Below are 16,420 nucleotides of genomic sequence, written 5' to 3'. Positions count from 1 at the left end.
ATATGCCTTTCATTCAAGTTTATTTATTAGAAGGGCGTTCTCTTGAAAAAAAAGAGGCACTCATCTACGAGCTGACGGAGACGGTGTGCAAAGTGTTGGATGCGCCGAAAGAAAGTGTTCGAGTAATGATTCAGGAAATGCCTTTGGAACATTGGGGAATTGCTGGAGAATCCGTGAAAAAACGAAGAGAACATGAAAAGGAGTGAATGAAGTGATGAAATCGGTAGATACAAAAGTACGAGAAATTAAATTATTTATTGATGGGGAATATGTAACTTCAAGCAGCAATTCGTTATTTGAAGTGAAAAACCCTGCAACACAGGAAGTCATTGCGAAAGTACATGAAGCGACAAAAGAAGATGTCGATCGGGCGTGCAAAGCGGCAAGAAGAGCGTTTGAAGAAGGGCCATGGCGGACGATGACCGTCAAAGAGCGGTGCGAAAAAATTCGAAGAATGGCAGAAATTATAATGGAAAGAAGAGAAGAACTTGCACGCCTTGAAGCAACGGATGTCGGGAAGCCATATTCTGTAGCGTTTGAAAAAGAAATTCCGAGATCGGCTCATAATTTGAAGTTTTTCGCAGATTTTGTCGAACAATTAGGCGGCGAAGTATACCCGATGGAAGAAGAATACTTGAACTATACCCGTTACGAACCTGTCGGTGTAGCCGCTTTAATCACACCATGGAATCTTCCGTTTATGCTCACAACATGGAAATTAGGACCGTGCTTGGCCGCGGGAAATACGGCAGTCATTAAACCGGCGGAAGCCACTCCATTAACGGTTTCACTTCTCGGTGAAATTGCGAAAGAAGCTGGCATTCCAGATGGAGTGGTCAATGTCGTCCATGGGTTTGGTCCGAATTCAACTGGCGAGTTTTTGACTGCCCATCCGGAAGTAGACTTAATTTCGTTTACGGGAGAAACAACAACGGGAAAAGCAATTATGAAAACAGGCGCCGATACGCTAAAAAGAGTGTCGTTTGAGTTGGGAGGAAAAGCAGCAAATATTATTTTTGAAGACGCCGATCTTAACAAAGCGATTCCTGTTTCCATTCAAGCGGCATTCTTAAACTCAGGGCAAGTTTGCCTTGCCGGCTCCCGAATTCTTGTACAACGCTCGATTTTTGATGAGTTTGTCACTCGCTTCAAAAAAGCAGCGGAAGAATTAGTTGTAGGAGATCCGCAAGATCCGCGGACAAATATGGGTCCTCTTGTCAGCGAAGAACATTATAAAAAGGTGACAAGCTATTTAGAAATTGCTAAACAAGAAAATGCGACTTTGATTACAGGAGGAAAGCGCCCTGCCAATCTGCCGGACTATTTGAAAAATGGGTACTATTTGGAGCCAACGGTTTATGTACATGAAAATCCAGAAGCTCGTATTTGCCAAGAAGAAATATTCGGGCCTGTCGTTACGCTAATTCCTTTTGATACAGAAGAAGAAGCTGTGCAAATCGCCAATAACACGCAATATGGATTAAACGGAGTGATTTGGACTGAGAATTTGCAGCGCGCCCACCGTATTTCCCATCAAGTTCGTGCCGGTACCATTTGGGTCAATTGCTGGTTCGTGCGTGACTTGAGAGCTCCATTCGGCGGTTTCAAGAAAAGCGGCATTGGTCGTGAAGGAGGAAGACATAGCTTAGAATTTTTCACAGAAGCAAAAAATATTTGTATTGCTTTGAAATAATTCATATGCCGCCGGATGATGTTATGTTCATCAACGATACAATCCGGCGGCTTCTTTTTCACTATATCTTTTCACTTTTTAGAGTGTTTCATTTCGCCTGCCAATAAAAACAAGTTCTCCTTCGAAGTCCGAAAAATCTTCAAAGCATGGCGCATAATGTGCTGCCGAGCGCATGCTTAAATTCAAAGGAGGAACAGCCAATGATATATCAAATTAATATAGGTGGAAAAGTATTTTCTTGTGGAGAGAATATGGATTTATTAAAAGCGGCGAAATCTCAGCAAGTAAAAATTCCTTATGGGTGTGCAAATGGAGGATGCGGGATGTGCAAAGTCAAAATTAAAGAAGGAGAATACAAAATTGGATTGTGTTCCAAAGGAGCTCTTTCCGATGAGGAACGGCGGCAAGGATATGTCTTAGCCTGTAAAACGTATCCGCTCAGTCACTTAATTGGGGAACTCATTGAATATTAAGGTGATTATGTATGAACAAACCAAAATCGGTACTGGATCAATTTGAATTGAAATTTGATAACGGTTACATTTATATGGGGGAGTCCCGCTCGATTATAGTGGCAGCAGATGCGCTCGGATTATTGCGCAGGGATTTAATTCGCGATATGGGTTTTGAGCGAATGAAAGGCTTTTTGTTTCGGTATGGATGGAATCTAGGAAGACAAGACGCGAAAGAACTGTTAAATCATGCAAACTGCACGATGGAGGAGTACATCCAATATGGACCAAAGCTGCATACGATGAAAGGCCATGTGAAAGCGAGATGTACTTTTTTGGAAGTCAAAAGCGAAAATGGAAAATGCCAAGTTACAATGGAAGGATATTGGTCTCATTCCTATGAAGCAGAAGAACACGTACGCCATTTTGGGACATCATCCATCCCGGTTTGCTTTACTCTTTCCGGATATGCAAGCGGTTTTGTTTCGGAAATTGCCGGAGAAAAAACTATTTTCAAAGAAATGACATGTGAGGGGATGGGAAAAGAAGCATGCCATTGGATCGGCAAAACGGTGGACCAATGGGGAAAAGAAGCGGAACAAGAGCTGCGGTATCTTGATGAGTCCCCAATCGTAGAAGAACTGGCTGCAACATATGAAAAACTGTTGGAAGAACGAAATAATTTGAAATTTGTAACAGCTATTCATAAGAAGCTCACCGAGGAAGTCATTAAAGGAAACAATTTAGACTCCGTTGTTTGTCAAATGTTTCAATCGATGAATATTCCAGTTTTGATCGAGAACTTGCACCTTCATCCGATGGCCTATGCTGGAATCACTTCCAATGAATTAGAACAATATAAAAACGAACTCATTGACTATTTAGAAAAAAATCCTTTTTGCAAGCCCCAAGCCATTGTAACATCGACCCATCTTCTTCATCTGCGCTATCATTATCGCTTAATGACACCAATTTTTTTGCAAAATAAAATAGTAGGATATTGTTCGTTTGTTTATCACGATTTGAACCAATTCAACGCCTCGATTTCTTCCATGATTTTAGAACGGTTGGCCTCTGTCAGTTCGGTATGTTTGCTCAACGAAAAAACGAAACTTGAATCATATGAACGGATCAAAGGATTCTTTTTGGAAGAAATCATTAATGCGAGACAACAAAGCAACCATCACGACTTAATCATGAAGGCTAGTTTAATAGGAGTGGATTTATCCAAGCCTTTTTATGTCTGTGTTCTGGATTGCCGGTTTCAAGAAAATGATTTGTCAAAAGAATTAGAAATACAAAAAGAAATTTTAAGTTTTCTCACCGCCTATGGGAATGATCAAAAACAAAACATGCTGATTGGCCAGCGTGCAAAACATCTTATTCTGTTAATTACAGAAGATCAAGTCGAAAAAGAAGGGATACAAACATGGCTAGCAAAACTTGTTGGCTTGCAATCGTCTCAATTTTCTTCTGTTACATTTTACGGAGGAATCAGTTCCAAAGTAAACAATGTATCGCATGCTGGGGACGCTTATAAAGAAGCGCTTATATCCGTCAGAGTCGCATCAAAACACCAACAAATCATTTCATTCGAATCTTTAGGAGTCGTTGGCGCTCTTATTAATGAAAATAATGAACAAGAAGTGAAAAAAATGGCCAAAGCTTGCCTTGGAAACTTAAACTTGGATGATCCAAAAAACGTAGAACTTATTCGTACATTGTATATCTTTTTAATCAACGGCGGCAACTTAGAACAGACAGCCGCAGACTTGGCGTTGTCCATCAGCGGATTGCGATACAGGGTGAGCAAAATTGAAAGCATCCTTCAACAAGAACTGCGAAATCCTATGATTCATTATCAACTCCTTTTATCCATTCAGGCATTAATGATCATAGGAGAGATAGATATCGGTCTTAAATAAGACAGTTATAGAAATGATTCATTTTACCATATATGTAGACTATTCCTATCGTTTTTTGCAATTAATAATAAAAATTCAGGAGTTGGATTTCTCCAATAAAAACGAATCAATGGCAAAAAATTCACTGATGAATAAATAATTTACCTTTCCAGATTGGAAAATAAAGAAAGATATCTTCCAGCAAAGAAGAAGATTCAATGAACAAAATCCCGTTTTTCGCCATTCAGCCGGCATCTGATCGGCGTACCGCCGATCAGGTTGCCGCACGCTTGCGGCCGGAAAACAAACATATCAAGCGGCCGCAGCGATCAAGAAAGGGGAAGCAGCATGAACAACAGAAACATAAAAGCGCTTGTCTTTGATTTAGACGGTACATTGTATGAAGAAACCCATCATTTTGAATATTACGCCGCACAGGTCGCCAAGCGGCTGCGCAAAGAAGATCAACACCGTTTTTGGGAAGATTACCGCGCGGTTCTTTCCGGCCGCCATCCGCTTCGCATCGGCAGCGTGTATGACGCGGAGGAAGATCTTATTTTGTTTTTGCAAAACGGCATCGTTAGCGAAGCGTACCGCTGGAACGGCGAAAAGCTGGGCGCTGCCGAAGTAAAAACGATCTACCCCGGGCAGGTGAAAATCGATCTTGACCGCTTATTTAGCATCGGCGACTTATGGTGGGCGCCAAGCTCGATCGGCCGTCATTATGGGCTGACGAACGAAGAGACGTATGCGGCGTTTTTGGAAACGAGAAAGTGGATGATGGGGCCGGAATTTGAAATGAAAGGAGTTTCTGGACTTGCCGAGACGCTGCAGAAGCTGAAAAACAATATTGTGCTCATTTTAATGACAAATAGCCCAGAACCGGATAGCGAAGCGATTTTACACAAACTAAAATTAGCAGATGTTTTTCATCATAAAATTTTCCAAGCGGGCAAGCCGATCAAAACGGCAAGCCATCTGCAAACGATTCGGGATCGTTATCATATCCAGTATGAAGAGATGATAAGCATCGGCGACAATTTGGAAAATGACATCCTCCCGGCGCGCCGGCTTGGCTGCCGCACCATTTTTATCGATGCGTACAGATTGGCTAAGCACGGCGACGCCGATATCATTGTCGCTTCGATGTCGGAATGCGTCCCTGTCCTGCGCCGCTTCCTATAATGCCGGCATTGCGATGTCCTTTTATTTTGGCGCCTTGGTTAGCAAATAGCTTTTACGGGGAGCGGGCGGCGGGGAATTTATTTCAAATAATATTCGGAAAATTATTGAAATTATCAGTAGAGCGTAGTATGATAAAAGAAAACATATACATACTAACTGGTTGGTTAATAGATAATGTATAACAAGGAGTAATAGGAAGAATAACAGAAGCGTATTTTTTTGTAAACGCTTTCTAAATTTGTTGTTGAGGGAGGAGAGGTGAATGAATAATCGCCATTTTCCATATTGGCCAAAACGGTTGAGCAAAACGCTGACCGTGCCGGAAACGACGATCGTCGATCATTTAGAAACGACAGCGAAGCGCTACCCTCAAAAAACCGCTATCCACTACTACGGCGCCTCTTACTCTTACAAACAATTATGGGAGCAAGTCAACGCGCTTGCCGGCTACCTGCAGCAAAAACTTTCCATCCAACCAGGCGACAGAGTGCTTTTATACATGCAAAATTCCCCGCAATTTATCATTTCCTACTATGCAATTCTACGTGCGGAAGCGATTGTTGTTCCGATTAATCCGATGAATACAACCGAAGAGCTTTCGTTCTATATTCAAGACTGCGAAACGAAAGTTGGCATTATCGGGCAGGAACTGTTTGCTAAAGTGGAGCCGCTATTATCTACAACCCCTCTCGAACATATCATCGTCGCCGCTTATTCGGACTATATTTCCGAATCTACGCCAATCGCGCTGCCAGATGAAGTCGCACTGCCGCGGCAATCGTATGACCGCGGACATGTATGCTATTGGGTCAATTGTTTAGAAGCAAATCTTGCGCCGAACCCATATCAAGGCCATGTCGATGATATTGCTGTGCTTCCATATACATCGGGAACAACGGGAGTGCCAAAAGGGTGCGTTCATTCGCACCGGACGGTAAACGCCAACATTGTCAGCGCCTATCATTGGGCAAACGTAACAAGCGATACGGTTTGCCTCGTCACCTTGCCGCTCTTTCACGTTACCGGAATGGTCCACAGCATGCATCTTCCAATTTTTGCGGGCGCGGCGATGGTGCTGTTGACCCGTTGGAATCGCGATAGTGCCGCGCGTTTGATTGAAATGCATCGCTGTACACATTGGGTCAATATTAGCACGATGCTTATTGACTTTTTGGCCAATCCGTCATTGTCAAAATATGATATTTCTTCTCTTGCTAGCATCGCTGGCGGGGGCGCGCCGCTTCCAGAAGCGGTCGGAGAAAAATTGTTTAAGCTGACAGGAGTGCAATATATGGAAGGATATGGGCTTTCCGAAACGATTTCGCATACCCATTTCAACCCGCCGGATCGTCCGAAATTGCAATGCTTGGGCATTCCATCGTTTGACGTCGACGCCCGCATCATTGACCTGGAGACCAGAAAAGAGCTTGGCGTCGGGGAAATCGGGGAAATCGTCGTGCACGGCCCACAAGTGTTTAAGGGATATTATCGCCGTGAAAAAGAAACGGAAGAAGCGTTTATTGAAATCGATGGAAAACGGTTTTTCCGCACCGGCGACATTGGGCGGATGGACGAAGACGGATATTTCTTCATTGTCGACCGCGTCAAGCGGATGATCAATGCGTCTGGGTATAAGGTATGGCCGACCGAAGTTGAATCGTTGCTCTATAAGCATCCGGCCGTGCAACAAGCGTGCGTCATTGGTGTTCCTGATCCGCGCCGAGGAGAAACGGTGAAAGCATTTATTGTGCTTCAAGATGAGTACGTCGGCAAAATCACAGAAGAAGAAATTATCGAATGGGCGAAAACGCAAATGGCCGCCTATAAATATCCGCGCATCGTCGAATTCCGTTCGTCGCTGCCGATGACATCAAGCGGAAAATTATTGTGGCGGAAATTGCAAGAAGAAGAGTATCAAAAATTAGAAAAAGGGGCAAAAACATGAAAGTGTTTGCATAATCAGCAACATAAGGCCGCTTCCAAAAAGCAAAAGCTGCTTTTTGGAGCGGTCTTTTTTCTATGATAGAAAAGATGCATATTTTTCCTTTTTCGTTAGAAAATAAAGGAAGACATTTTAAAAATGGAGGGGGATGAGGTGCCGACAATAGAAAAGCAACTCCTGTTTTTCTCATTCCTTGCAATCGCCTTGTTTGTATCGCCGTATTTTCTGCTTGGCGAAGATGCGCATATGCGTGTGCATGATAATTTAGATTCCAATATTGCATGGTATAAAGTCGTCACAAAAAGCGGAGAGTTATTTGGTTCGGTTCATGCGGTCATCCCGCAAATTATTAACGGGTTGCCTCGAAATGCGTTCGGTACGGAATTTAGCGGAATCGTTTGGCTTCACGCGCTATTTCCATCCATTTACGCATATGGACTTAGTCAGGCGATTACTCGCGTGTTTGCGTTTATCGGGATGTACTTGCTGTTAAGGAAATATGTTGTTCCAGATGAAAAATGGGTATGGATTCGCATTGGAGCGTCGCTTGCTTTTGCGCTGACACCGTTTTGGCCATCAGGGATGCTTAGCACGCTTGGAATGCCGCTTGCGCTGTGGGCGCTTCTGAACATCCGCGCTGGCGAGCGTTCATGGGTAAACTATCTTGTGCTTACGCTATTGCCGTTTTATTCGAGTCTCGTGCTCGGTTTCTTCTTTTTCCTTAGTGCGATGGGAATATGGTGGCTTGTCGACGTCATTCGCGGGAAAGGATGGAATTGGCGCTTTTTCTTTGCCATTGTGTACATGACGGCCATTTATTTGGCGATTGATTACCGCCTTGTTCATTCGCTGTTATTTTCTGATGAACCGACAAGCCGTGATGAGTATTTTCATGCCCGCTTGCCGCTTTGGCGTGTCATACGTCTAATTTTTAAAAACTATATTCTCGGCCATACGCATGTGATGACGGTACACGGACTGATTATTTTGCCGGTGACGTTAGTGGCGTTGTATATCGTTTGGAAGAAAAAGTTATGGAAGCGGGAAAAGCTATTTGTATTTTTACACGTATTGAATTTTGCGCTGTCGACGTGGTACGCGTTTTGGTTTTATAAAGGCTGGGTCCCGTTAACAGAACGTTTTGATCTTCTGGATAAATTTAATTTTGCCCGCTATCACTTTTTGCGGCCGATGGTCATTTACGTGCTGTTTGCCATTTCCCTTAAAATTTTATGGCAGCAAGGCCATTCATGGAAAAAGGCATGTTTTGCAGCGATTGCCTCTCAGTTAGTCGTTCTCACCGCTTTTAACGAGGAAATTGCGCATCGCAATAAGCCGTCGTTTCGCGAGTTTTATGCGGAAAAGCAATTCCAAGAAATAAAAGAGCACATCGGACTGCCGGTTCACAAATATCGTGTCGCCAGCATCGGCATTCACCCGGCAATCGCGCAATATAACGGATTTTACACATTAGATACGTATAACAATTTTTATCCCCTGTCATATAAACATAAGTTTCGCCAAATTATCGCAAAAGAGCTGGCGAAAAACAAAAAGCTGCGCGAATACTTCGACGAATGGGGCGGACGTTGCTATATTTTTGTCGACGAGTTAGGAAAACATTATATGTTTAACAAGAATTCAAAACGAACGATTAAACATTTACAGCTAAATACGAATGTATTTCGCGAAATGGGCGGCCGTTATATTTTCTCGGCATTGCCGATTGAAAACGCAAAACAAAATCAGCTGACGCTTGAAAAAGTGTTTCATTCCAAAGAATCGGCATGGACGATTTATTTGTACAAGGTGATACCGTAAGGAGGGGTTAACATGAACGAACCAATGCTTACAATTGTTGTGCCGTGTTATAACGAAGAGGAAGTATTGCCGGAAACGATTCGCCAGCTCCGCAATCTGCGGGAGGAGCTGATTGCCGAGCGCCTTGTTTCTCCTGAAAGCACGTTATTATTTGTCGATGACGGAAGCGGTGATGCGACATGGGACATTATTTATAAAGCAAGCTTGCGTTATCCGGAAGTAAAAGGGGTGAAACTTGCGCGCAATGTGGGGCATCAAAACGCGCTGTTAGCGGGGCTGTTTGCTGCGAAAACGCGTTCTGATTGCATCGTTTCGATCGATGCGGATTTGCAAGATGATATTTCCGTCATTCGCGATTTTGTCCAAAAGTTTCATGAAGGATATGAAATTGTGTATGGGGTGCGCAATAAGCGCGATACGGATACGTTTTTTAAACGCCACACTGCTCAATGGTTTTATAAACTGATGAGAGCAATGGGAGTCGATCTCGTTTATAACCATGCCGATTATCGGTTAATGAGCCGGCGGGCGGTAGAGGAACTCGAACGGTTCGAGGAAGTGAATTTGTTTTTGCGCGGAATCGTGCCGCTGCTAGGGTTTCGCTCCACAACCATCTATTATGATCGGAAAGAGCGGTTTGCAGGAAAAACGAAATATCCGCTCAAAAAAATGATCGCGTTTGCCCTTGATGGGATCACTTCGTTTAGCATTACGCCGATTCGCATTATTTCGCTCATTGGATTTGTTTCCTTTTTCGTCAGCTTATTGTTTGGAGTATATTTTCTTCTTTTAAAATTTACCGGCCATACGCAAACAGGCTGGACATCGCTCATTACATCCATTTGGTTTCTCGGCGGCTTGCAGCTTATTGCGTTTGGGTTGATCGGAGAATATATTGGGAAAATTTATAAAGAAACAAAACGGCGCCCCCGATACATTGTCGATCTTGATTTATTTAATTTGCCGATGCCGCAGCCGTGGCACCAATCTCCTTCACTAAGTGAAGGATCAACGATGCCGGAAATTTCAAAACACCGTTCATAATGTGATATTTTTACTTGCAATATGTGAAAAGAAGGAGTAGACTCTTTTGTGAAAAACTATATATTGTTTTGCGGGAGCTTGCGGAAGCAGGCTGAGAGTACGGCTAATTCCGCCGTTGACCGTTCGAACCTGTTTGGGTAATGCCAGCGCAGGGAAAGTGACTGTGGGATTCGTATACACTTTGCTTGCGCGCAAAGTGTTTTTTTATTCGCAAAAAAGGGAGAGGATGGGAAATGAACAACCAAGAAGCGATAAACGCATTGCAAATGGTTAGACAAGCCAATCCGCTTGTACATAACATTACGAATGTGGTCGTAACGAATTTTACGGCAAACGGCCTGCTTGCGTTAGGTGCTTCACCGGTCATGGCGTATGCGAAAGAGGAAGTTGCGGATATGGCAAAAATTGCGGGGGCGCTCGTCTTAAATATCGGAACATTAAATCCAACAGAAGTGGAAGCGATGATCATTGCCGGAAAAGCGGCAAACGAAGCTGGCGTTCCTGTTATTTTCGATCCGGTTGGCGCCGGGGCGACGCCGTATCGCACGGAGACGGCGCGAAACATTGCGAGCGCGGTCCAACTGTCTGTCATTCGCGGCAATGCGGCGGAAATCGCGAATACTATCGGCGAATCGTGGACCATTAAAGGCGTCGATGCGGGAGAAGGCAGCGGGGATGTCGTATCGCTTGCGAAAAAAGCGGCCAAGCAGCTGAAAACAGTAGTCGCCATTACAGGAAAAGAGGATGTTGTAACAGATGGAAATACGACGTATATCATTCGTAACGGGCATCCGTTGTTAACGAAAGTGACCGGAACTGGCTGCTTATTGACATCTGTTATTGGCGCATTTGCGGCTGTAGAGCGGGATGTGTTAAAAGCGGCGGCGGCGGCGCTTGTCATCTATGGAGTTGCCGCGGAAATCGCTGCGAAAAATGCAGGAGACGAAGGACCGGGCAGCTTTCAAATCGCCTTTTTGGACGCGCTTTTCCGCGTAGGAGCGGATGAGATTAGCCGATACGGTCGCATTGAACGAGGAGAATGAAGGGAGAGAAAATCATGGTATATAAAGCGTTAACGATTGCCGGTTCGGACAGCGGCGGCGGTGCTGGGATTCAAGCGGATTTAAAGACATTTCAAGAATTGCGTGTATTTGGGATGTCCGCATTAACAGCGGTAACGGCGCAAAATACACTCGGCGTGCAAGGAGTATACCCATTGTCGCCGGAAGCGGTCGCGCAACAAATTGAATCCGTCGGAACCGATTTAGGAGCGGATGCTGTAAAAACCGGGATGCTGTTTAGTGCGGAAATTATTGAAGTGGTTGCTTCGAAAGTGAAACAATTCGGGTGGGAACGCCTCGTCGTCGATCCGGTCATGATTGCCAAAGGCGGTGCTCCGCTATTGCAAGAAGAGGCGGTCAGCGCATTAAAAACGCATTTGCTTCCGCTTTCGATGGTGGTTACCCCGAACATTCCAGAAGCAGAAGCATTAACCGGCCTTACGATTCGAACGATTGAGGACCGTAAGGAGGCGGCGAAACGTCTGCATGAACTAGGAGTGAAATACGTCGTGATCAAAGGCGGCCACGACGATGATGGAGAAGAAACGGTCGATGTATTATATGACGGAAGTGAATTTTTCTATTTCACAAGCAAGCGAATCGATACAAAACATACGCATGGAACAGGATGCACGTTTGCCGCGGCGATAACGGCAGAGCTCGCAAAAGGAAAAACAGTGCAAGAAGCAGTGCAGACAGCGAAATCGTTTATTCAAGCCGCCATTAGTCATGAATTAGGCATCGGCCACGGTCACGGCCCGACAAATCATTGGGCGTACCGGGAGAAACAAGCGCGGTAGGTGAGTGGAAAGTGGCCCGAATTGCAAGCGAAGTAATGAGAGAACGATTGAAAGTATATTTTATTATGGGAAGTACAAATTGTAAAAAACAGCCATTAGAAGTATTAACAGAAGCGATTGATGGCGGAATTACGCTGTTTCAATTTCGCGAAAAAGGGAGCGGTGCGCTTGTCGGTGAACAAAAATACGAGTTCGCCAGACAGCTGCAAAATATTTGCAAAAAGCGCGGCATACCGTTTATCGTCAATGACGATGTCGAACTAGCGTTAGCTCTTGATGCCGATGGTGTGCATATCGGGCAGGATGATGAAGATGCGCGCATCGTCCGCGAAAAAATCGGCGATAAAATTCTTGGAGTGTCGGCACATAATTTGAAAGAAGCGCAAGCGGCGATCGCTGCTGGTGCCGATTATATCGGAGTTGGACCAATTTATCCAACGAAATCGAAAGAGGATGCGAAGAAAGCGCAAGGCCCTGAGATTATTCGCTTTCTTCGTGGTCAAGGAGTCGATATTCCGCTTGTGGCCATTGGAGGCATTACCGCGGAAAATGCTGGTGAAGTGATGAACGCTGGAGCGGACGGTGTTTCCGTCATTAGCGCGATTGCTTCGGCTGCATCTCCGTTTCTGGCAGCAAAACAACTCGTTCAAACGGTGTTCAACAACGATTGAACTACCCCCACTTACCGGCTAAAGCCGGTGGAAGTGGGGGATTCTTGTTTCCTTTGGCCGTAGTTGCTCAAAGGTCCCAAGAACCCCCTCCGTTCAACGAGAGGAGTAGCCATACAAGATGTCCGAAGTATCCTTTTGGGACGACCAGCTATATGCCTGTGAAAGTACATATAGAAGGTACACCATCTTCCATTCGTATGGCATCCGAAGAACGCATTGCAATGCACCCAGCTCCTAGAATCGCCATCTGCTCCGGTGACGAGAGTAAGATACTGGTACAATGCGTTCTTTTATTCTAAAACTTCACGATCAAGAGTGAATGGTTATGAAGCTAAAGCTTTTATTAATTGATGTTTTTCTTCTTCTAACAACGATGGATGAAATACATCTATCCCTTGATGCGGCTGATTCACATTGAAAAGATGATACAATGTATGTGTACGAACAGAAAACTTCTTATCTAAAATAGACCAATGCTTCCAATGATGAGAAACCTCTTTCGGGACATACTTTTTAAGCACCTTTGGCGCTTTTTCTTTATATCCCAATCCTCGACGGCCGATCGTAAATGCAGCGGCTTGGTGGATGGAGATACCGAATTTACGCATATACTTTAGCTTTCCAGAGATCGAAGTGTAGGCTGGATTTACTTCTATAACAGCAACTCCCATTTTGTCGGCGCGGCTTTTGATTGCTTGTATCATTTTTCGATAGGCGAACATACTCTTCATCCGATTTGCTTTTTTGTTGCCGTATTTATTTCCCACTTTGGATAAAGTAGTATCCAATTTTTCCAAAACAATAGGTTTTTTCTTTCGAACTGCGATATCCACTAAAGCAATGGCTTCTGCTTCCAAAATTTTTGTGATTTGACCGGAAGTTTTCCCTTCTATCGAAAACGAAAGTTTCCCACTTTCCAAAAAGTTGCCGTCTTTTGAAACATCCGTCCAAGCAATGTGATTGTAGTTGCAATCTACTCCGATCACTCCGTCAGAAGTAGAAAAATTAATAGATGGATTCGATTCTACATCCACCAAACATTTGATGATATAGTATTCCCCGTGATCTTCGATCGACCAAGAAATGGGTTTACCATACGTTTTTTTGTTTTTACATTGGATTTGATCTGTCACCGCTTTATTTACGATCTCTTGCCCGTATGGAAACACAACTTCAGGAAAAATCACTACCCTGCCTCCTATGGAGGTCATATGAAGTTCATTGGTTGCTGGATTGTAATGGAATACAAAGTTTCCAGAGCCGGCATCTTTCCGCCCGGAGATGATCATTTCTTTATTTCGGGCAGCTAAAAAGAGCTTTCTCCAAGCTTCGTGATCCTTGATAAACTCTTCTTTCGTAAATTGCTGTTTAAACAACTTCTTTCCTCCGAACACGGCACTTGGGATGTGTTCTTTTAATTTCATTTTCTTTTGTTCTAATCGATCTAAACGATGTTTTAAACGGCCGATTTTTGCTTTCGTCCGTTTCATTTTCACATCTAAATAACGATGTTCAAACAAATAGGAATTCATCCAAATCAAAGATCTGTTCTTTACTTCAAGAGAGATGATTCCGCTCTTCTGCAAAACAAACGTTCCTGTCGTTTTACCCACTTATAATATCCGCTTCGAGACACGCCTGCTATCTCACATAATGGTTGAATCGAACCATAACACCCGGCCATTTCTTGAATGATCGCGAACTTCTTATGAGCTGGTACTGCTTCCATTCCCCCTTTCACCTCTTTAAGAGCTTTTTTAGCATCTTTACTTCCGCCTCAAGGCGCTTGATTTTCGTTTCAGGATCTTCTGGGCGAGTTCTTGGTCTTCCTTTGCCTGGTCCTTTTGCCTTTCCTCGTTTTTCCTCTAGCCCTTTCATTCCTTCCTGTTCATAGCGTTTCACCCATCGACGTACCATGGATTCATCAATCCCTAATTCTTTAGACACCGTTTTGTATCCCATGCCCTCTTTCCAATATAAATCCACAGCCTTCTTTTTAAACTTTGCATCATATGTTTTTCGTATTTTCCCCATAGAAAAATCCCCTCCATAGTAGACAGATTAATTGGCTTTATTTTTTCTGTCTACTATAAGGGGATCATATCAATGTGTTGGGGGCACCTTCTTTTTTGCCATTTAAGAAACAGCCTGTTTCTTTTTCGGAAATTGCCATTCCAAAAGTGGGCGCATAATGCGTACAATCGGTTTGCTTCCGAGAACAAGCACAACAATGACGGACAATCCTAGTAATAGCGGGTAACCGTGAATGCTCATAATAAAATCTGGAAGTTTTGTTTCATGCAAGTATTTTAAAATAAACCCGTGCAAAATATAAATATAAAATGTTCTTGCGCCTAACACCGAGAAAGAAAAACGACGGTTTGGAATAAGCGAGAGAAAACTGACCATCATCAGAGTGCTTGCGCCATAAATAACCAGGCGCACGAAAACTCCTTTTTCCTCTGGTACGCCGAGCGTATCGTATGATTTGGAACCGTATAGCCATTCTTGCGGCAAATCAGGAAAACCGAAATGAATCATGATAAACATCCCGACTAGTGCAAATAGTGAAAATAAACGTACGCGCCATGTAAATAATCGTTCAATATTCTTTTTTTGAAGGAAAAATCCTAATAAAAAGAATGGGAAAAACGTAAACGTACGCGATATACTTAGCCATTTCTCAGCTTCGATCATGCCCGCTCCTACTCCCAAAAGAAGGGCAAGCAATAGTGAAACGTGTTTTGGGATTTTGGCAAAGATCCATAATAACAAATTCCAACTAAATAAGCTAATTAAAAACCATAGACTCCATTGGGGAGTGAGCAAATCGAATTCAATGGAATCTTTTTGATATAAAAAGTAATAGTAAACCGAATACAACAGTTGAAAAATAAGGTAGGGAAGCAATAATTTTTTTGTTATCTTTTTTAAATATCCTTGTTCATGAAATTTTTTAGCAAAATAACCTGAGATAAAAATAAACGCCGGCATGTGGAAAAAGAAAATCCAAATATATAAGCTATGCACCCAGAGCACATTATCGATATACGGGCGGAGAAAATGACCGAACACGACGAGAAGCATCAGTGCGCATTTTGCATTGTCAAAGTAATAATCGCGTTCGCTCATTGTATCTTCCTCCCTTCTTATCTATACCAATTCGAATGATACTTCTTCTCTTTTGAGGGGTCAATAGTATATCAATTTTTGGAAAGGTGTGATAATTTGATGGTAGAACGCGAAACGACCGATATGACCCAGTTATTAGAAATAATCAACGCGAAAGGGGACGAAGGAGAACTTGAACAAATTGTGCACCTTGTATGTAATGACGAATTGTTTTGGAAAAGTCTACATTCATTAGCGGAAGATAGCGCCAAAGCGGACGAAGAAGGGAAGGAAAATTGGTAATGGAAGTCATACGTGCAAAGCAAATCGCAAAATCGGGAAAAATCGTGCCAGTCACATACGAAGGGCAGCAGGTAATGATTCAACACGTGGATGAAGAACGGGAAATGGCGCGTATTTATAAAAAAAATCGCCCAGAGGAAGAAATGGAAGTACCCGTTCGTCTTCTGCAAGAACAATAATCGTATTCGAATGGCGCTTGCGGTTTAGGTATGGTATAATAATAAAAGAATTGAATAAGCATATGGAGTGAATCGTATGAACATCGGGTTTGGAGAAATTGCCCTTATCGTTTTTTTCGCGCTATTAATTTTTGGCCCAAAAAAATTGCCGGAATTAGGACAAGCGGCTGGAAAAACGTTGCGTGAATTTAAAAATGCGACAAAAGGAATTATCGATGATGAAGAGCAAAAAGTACAAAAATAAGGACTTGGTA

Annotated in this window: 18 protein-coding genes and 1 riboswitch; of the genes, 15 read left to right on the top strand and 3 right to left on the bottom strand. The window is 43.3% G+C overall.

Translation table 11 applies throughout. From position 1 onward, the window contains the following. The first annotated feature begins 2 nt into the window (after window positions 1–2). The 12 genes from B9L23_RS12305 (at window position 3) to thiE (ending at window position 12,573) form a co-directional block, all read left to right on the top strand. Window positions 3–206 (top strand): 4-oxalocrotonate tautomerase, encoded by a 204-nt coding sequence (locus B9L23_RS12305; RefSeq protein ID WP_081188867.1) that lies wholly within the window; start codon window positions 3–5, stop codon window positions 204–206. Window positions 207–214: 8 nt separating this feature from the next. Next, complete coding sequence (locus B9L23_RS12300; RefSeq protein ID WP_089097748.1) at window positions 215–1,693, top strand: aldehyde dehydrogenase; 1,479 nt, start codon at window positions 215–217, stop codon at window positions 1,691–1,693. A 200-nt stretch (window positions 1,694–1,893) separates the two neighbouring features. Further along, complete coding sequence (locus B9L23_RS12295) at window positions 1,894–2,166, top strand: 2Fe-2S iron-sulfur cluster-binding protein (protein WP_081188865.1); 273 nt, start codon at window positions 1,894–1,896, stop codon at window positions 2,164–2,166. An 11-nt stretch (window positions 2,167–2,177) separates the two neighbouring features. Continuing rightward, window positions 2,178–4,070 (top strand): XylR N-terminal domain-containing protein, encoded by a 1,893-nt coding sequence (locus tag B9L23_RS12290; RefSeq protein ID WP_089097747.1) that lies wholly within the window; start codon window positions 2,178–2,180, stop codon window positions 4,068–4,070. A 197-nt stretch (window positions 4,071–4,267) separates the two neighbouring features. Further along, window positions 4,268–4,432 carry a hypothetical protein gene (locus B9L23_RS20515; RefSeq protein ID WP_169712567.1) on the top strand — a complete coding sequence of 55 codons (165 nt, stop codon included), beginning with the start codon at window positions 4,268–4,270 and terminating at the stop codon, window positions 4,430–4,432. Then, window positions 4,398–5,234 (top strand): HAD family hydrolase, encoded by an 837-nt coding sequence (locus B9L23_RS12285; RefSeq protein ID WP_089097746.1) that lies wholly within the window; start codon window positions 4,398–4,400, stop codon window positions 5,232–5,234. The genes B9L23_RS20515 and B9L23_RS12285 overlap by 35 nt, the downstream gene beginning before the upstream one ends. A 262-nt stretch (window positions 5,235–5,496) precedes the next feature. Beyond that, entirely contained in the window at window positions 5,497–7,179 is a 1,683-nt protein-coding gene (locus B9L23_RS12280; RefSeq protein ID WP_089097745.1) for a long-chain fatty acid--CoA ligase, read from the top strand. A gap of 150 nt (window positions 7,180–7,329) precedes the next feature. Further along, window positions 7,330–8,997 carry a DUF6044 family protein gene (locus tag B9L23_RS12275; protein WP_089098320.1) on the top strand — a complete coding sequence of 556 codons (1,668 nt, stop codon included), beginning with the start codon at window positions 7,330–7,332 and terminating at the stop codon, window positions 8,995–8,997. A gap of 12 nt (window positions 8,998–9,009) precedes the next feature. Continuing rightward, entirely contained in the window at window positions 9,010–10,041 is a 1,032-nt protein-coding gene (locus B9L23_RS12270; RefSeq protein ID WP_089097744.1) for a glycosyltransferase family 2 protein, read from the top strand. A 60-nt stretch (window positions 10,042–10,101) separates the two neighbouring features. Continuing rightward, window positions 10,102–10,213: riboswitch (TPP riboswitch) on the top strand. A 61-nt stretch (window positions 10,214–10,274) separates the two neighbouring features. Continuing rightward, window positions 10,275–11,084 carry a hydroxyethylthiazole kinase gene (gene thiM, locus B9L23_RS12265; protein WP_081188913.1) on the top strand — a complete coding sequence of 270 codons (810 nt, stop codon included), beginning with the start codon at window positions 10,275–10,277 and terminating at the stop codon, window positions 11,082–11,084. A 14-nt stretch (window positions 11,085–11,098) separates the two neighbouring features. Next, complete coding sequence (gene thiD / locus B9L23_RS12260) at window positions 11,099–11,902, top strand: bifunctional hydroxymethylpyrimidine kinase/phosphomethylpyrimidine kinase (RefSeq protein ID WP_015864107.1); 804 nt, start codon at window positions 11,099–11,101, stop codon at window positions 11,900–11,902. 11 nt (window positions 11,903–11,913) lie between these two features. Then, window positions 11,914–12,573 (top strand): thiamine phosphate synthase, encoded by a 660-nt coding sequence (gene thiE, locus B9L23_RS12255; protein ID WP_081188859.1) that lies wholly within the window; start codon window positions 11,914–11,916, stop codon window positions 12,571–12,573. A 323-nt stretch (window positions 12,574–12,896) separates the two neighbouring features. Here thiE and B9L23_RS12250 read toward each other — a convergent pair whose 3' ends face one another. The 3 genes from B9L23_RS12250 to B9L23_RS12240 form a co-directional block, all read right to left on the bottom strand. After that, the gene (locus tag B9L23_RS12250; protein ID WP_245842408.1) at window positions 12,897–14,186 is read right to left on the bottom strand and encodes an IS200/IS605 family accessory protein TnpB-related protein; all 1,290 of its coding nucleotides are present in this window, start codon (window positions 14,184–14,186) and stop codon (window positions 12,897–12,899) included. A gap of 124 nt (window positions 14,187–14,310) precedes the next feature. Continuing rightward, entirely contained in the window at window positions 14,311–14,607 is a 297-nt protein-coding gene (locus B9L23_RS12245; protein ID WP_089097743.1) for a transposase, read from the bottom strand. Between the two features lie 102 nt (window positions 14,608–14,709). Further along, window positions 14,710–15,705, bottom strand: coding sequence for an acyltransferase family protein (locus tag B9L23_RS12240; RefSeq protein WP_062756041.1), 996 nt, complete (start codon window positions 15,703–15,705; stop codon window positions 14,710–14,712). Between the two features lie 99 nt (window positions 15,706–15,804). Between B9L23_RS12240 and B9L23_RS12235 the strand changes: the two genes are divergently transcribed. The 3 genes from B9L23_RS12235 to B9L23_RS12225 all read left to right on the top strand — a co-directional run bounded on the left by B9L23_RS12235 (window position 15,805) and on the right by B9L23_RS12225 (window position 16,410). Beyond that, on the top strand, window positions 15,805–15,987 hold the full coding sequence (locus B9L23_RS12235; protein ID WP_081188854.1) for a hypothetical protein: 183 nt from the start codon (window positions 15,805–15,807) through the stop codon (window positions 15,985–15,987). Further along, a complete protein-coding gene (locus B9L23_RS12230) occupies window positions 15,987–16,166 on the top strand; it encodes an H-type small acid-soluble spore protein (RefSeq protein ID WP_015864103.1) in 180 nt (59 codons plus the stop codon). The genes B9L23_RS12235 and B9L23_RS12230 overlap by 1 nt, the downstream gene beginning before the upstream one ends. 76 nt (window positions 16,167–16,242) lie before the next feature. Then, window positions 16,243–16,410, top strand: coding sequence for a twin-arginine translocase TatA/TatE family subunit (locus B9L23_RS12225; protein ID WP_015864102.1), 168 nt, complete (start codon window positions 16,243–16,245; stop codon window positions 16,408–16,410). Window positions 16,411–16,420: the final 10 nt, after the last annotated feature.

It is taken from the genome of Parageobacillus galactosidasius (assembly GCF_002217735.1).
GTDB classification, from domain to species: Bacteria; Bacillota; Bacilli; order Bacillales; family Anoxybacillaceae; genus Parageobacillus_B; species Parageobacillus_B toebii.
Note: the sequence above shows the minus strand (reverse complement) of the source record. Positions and strands in the feature narration are given on the sequence as shown.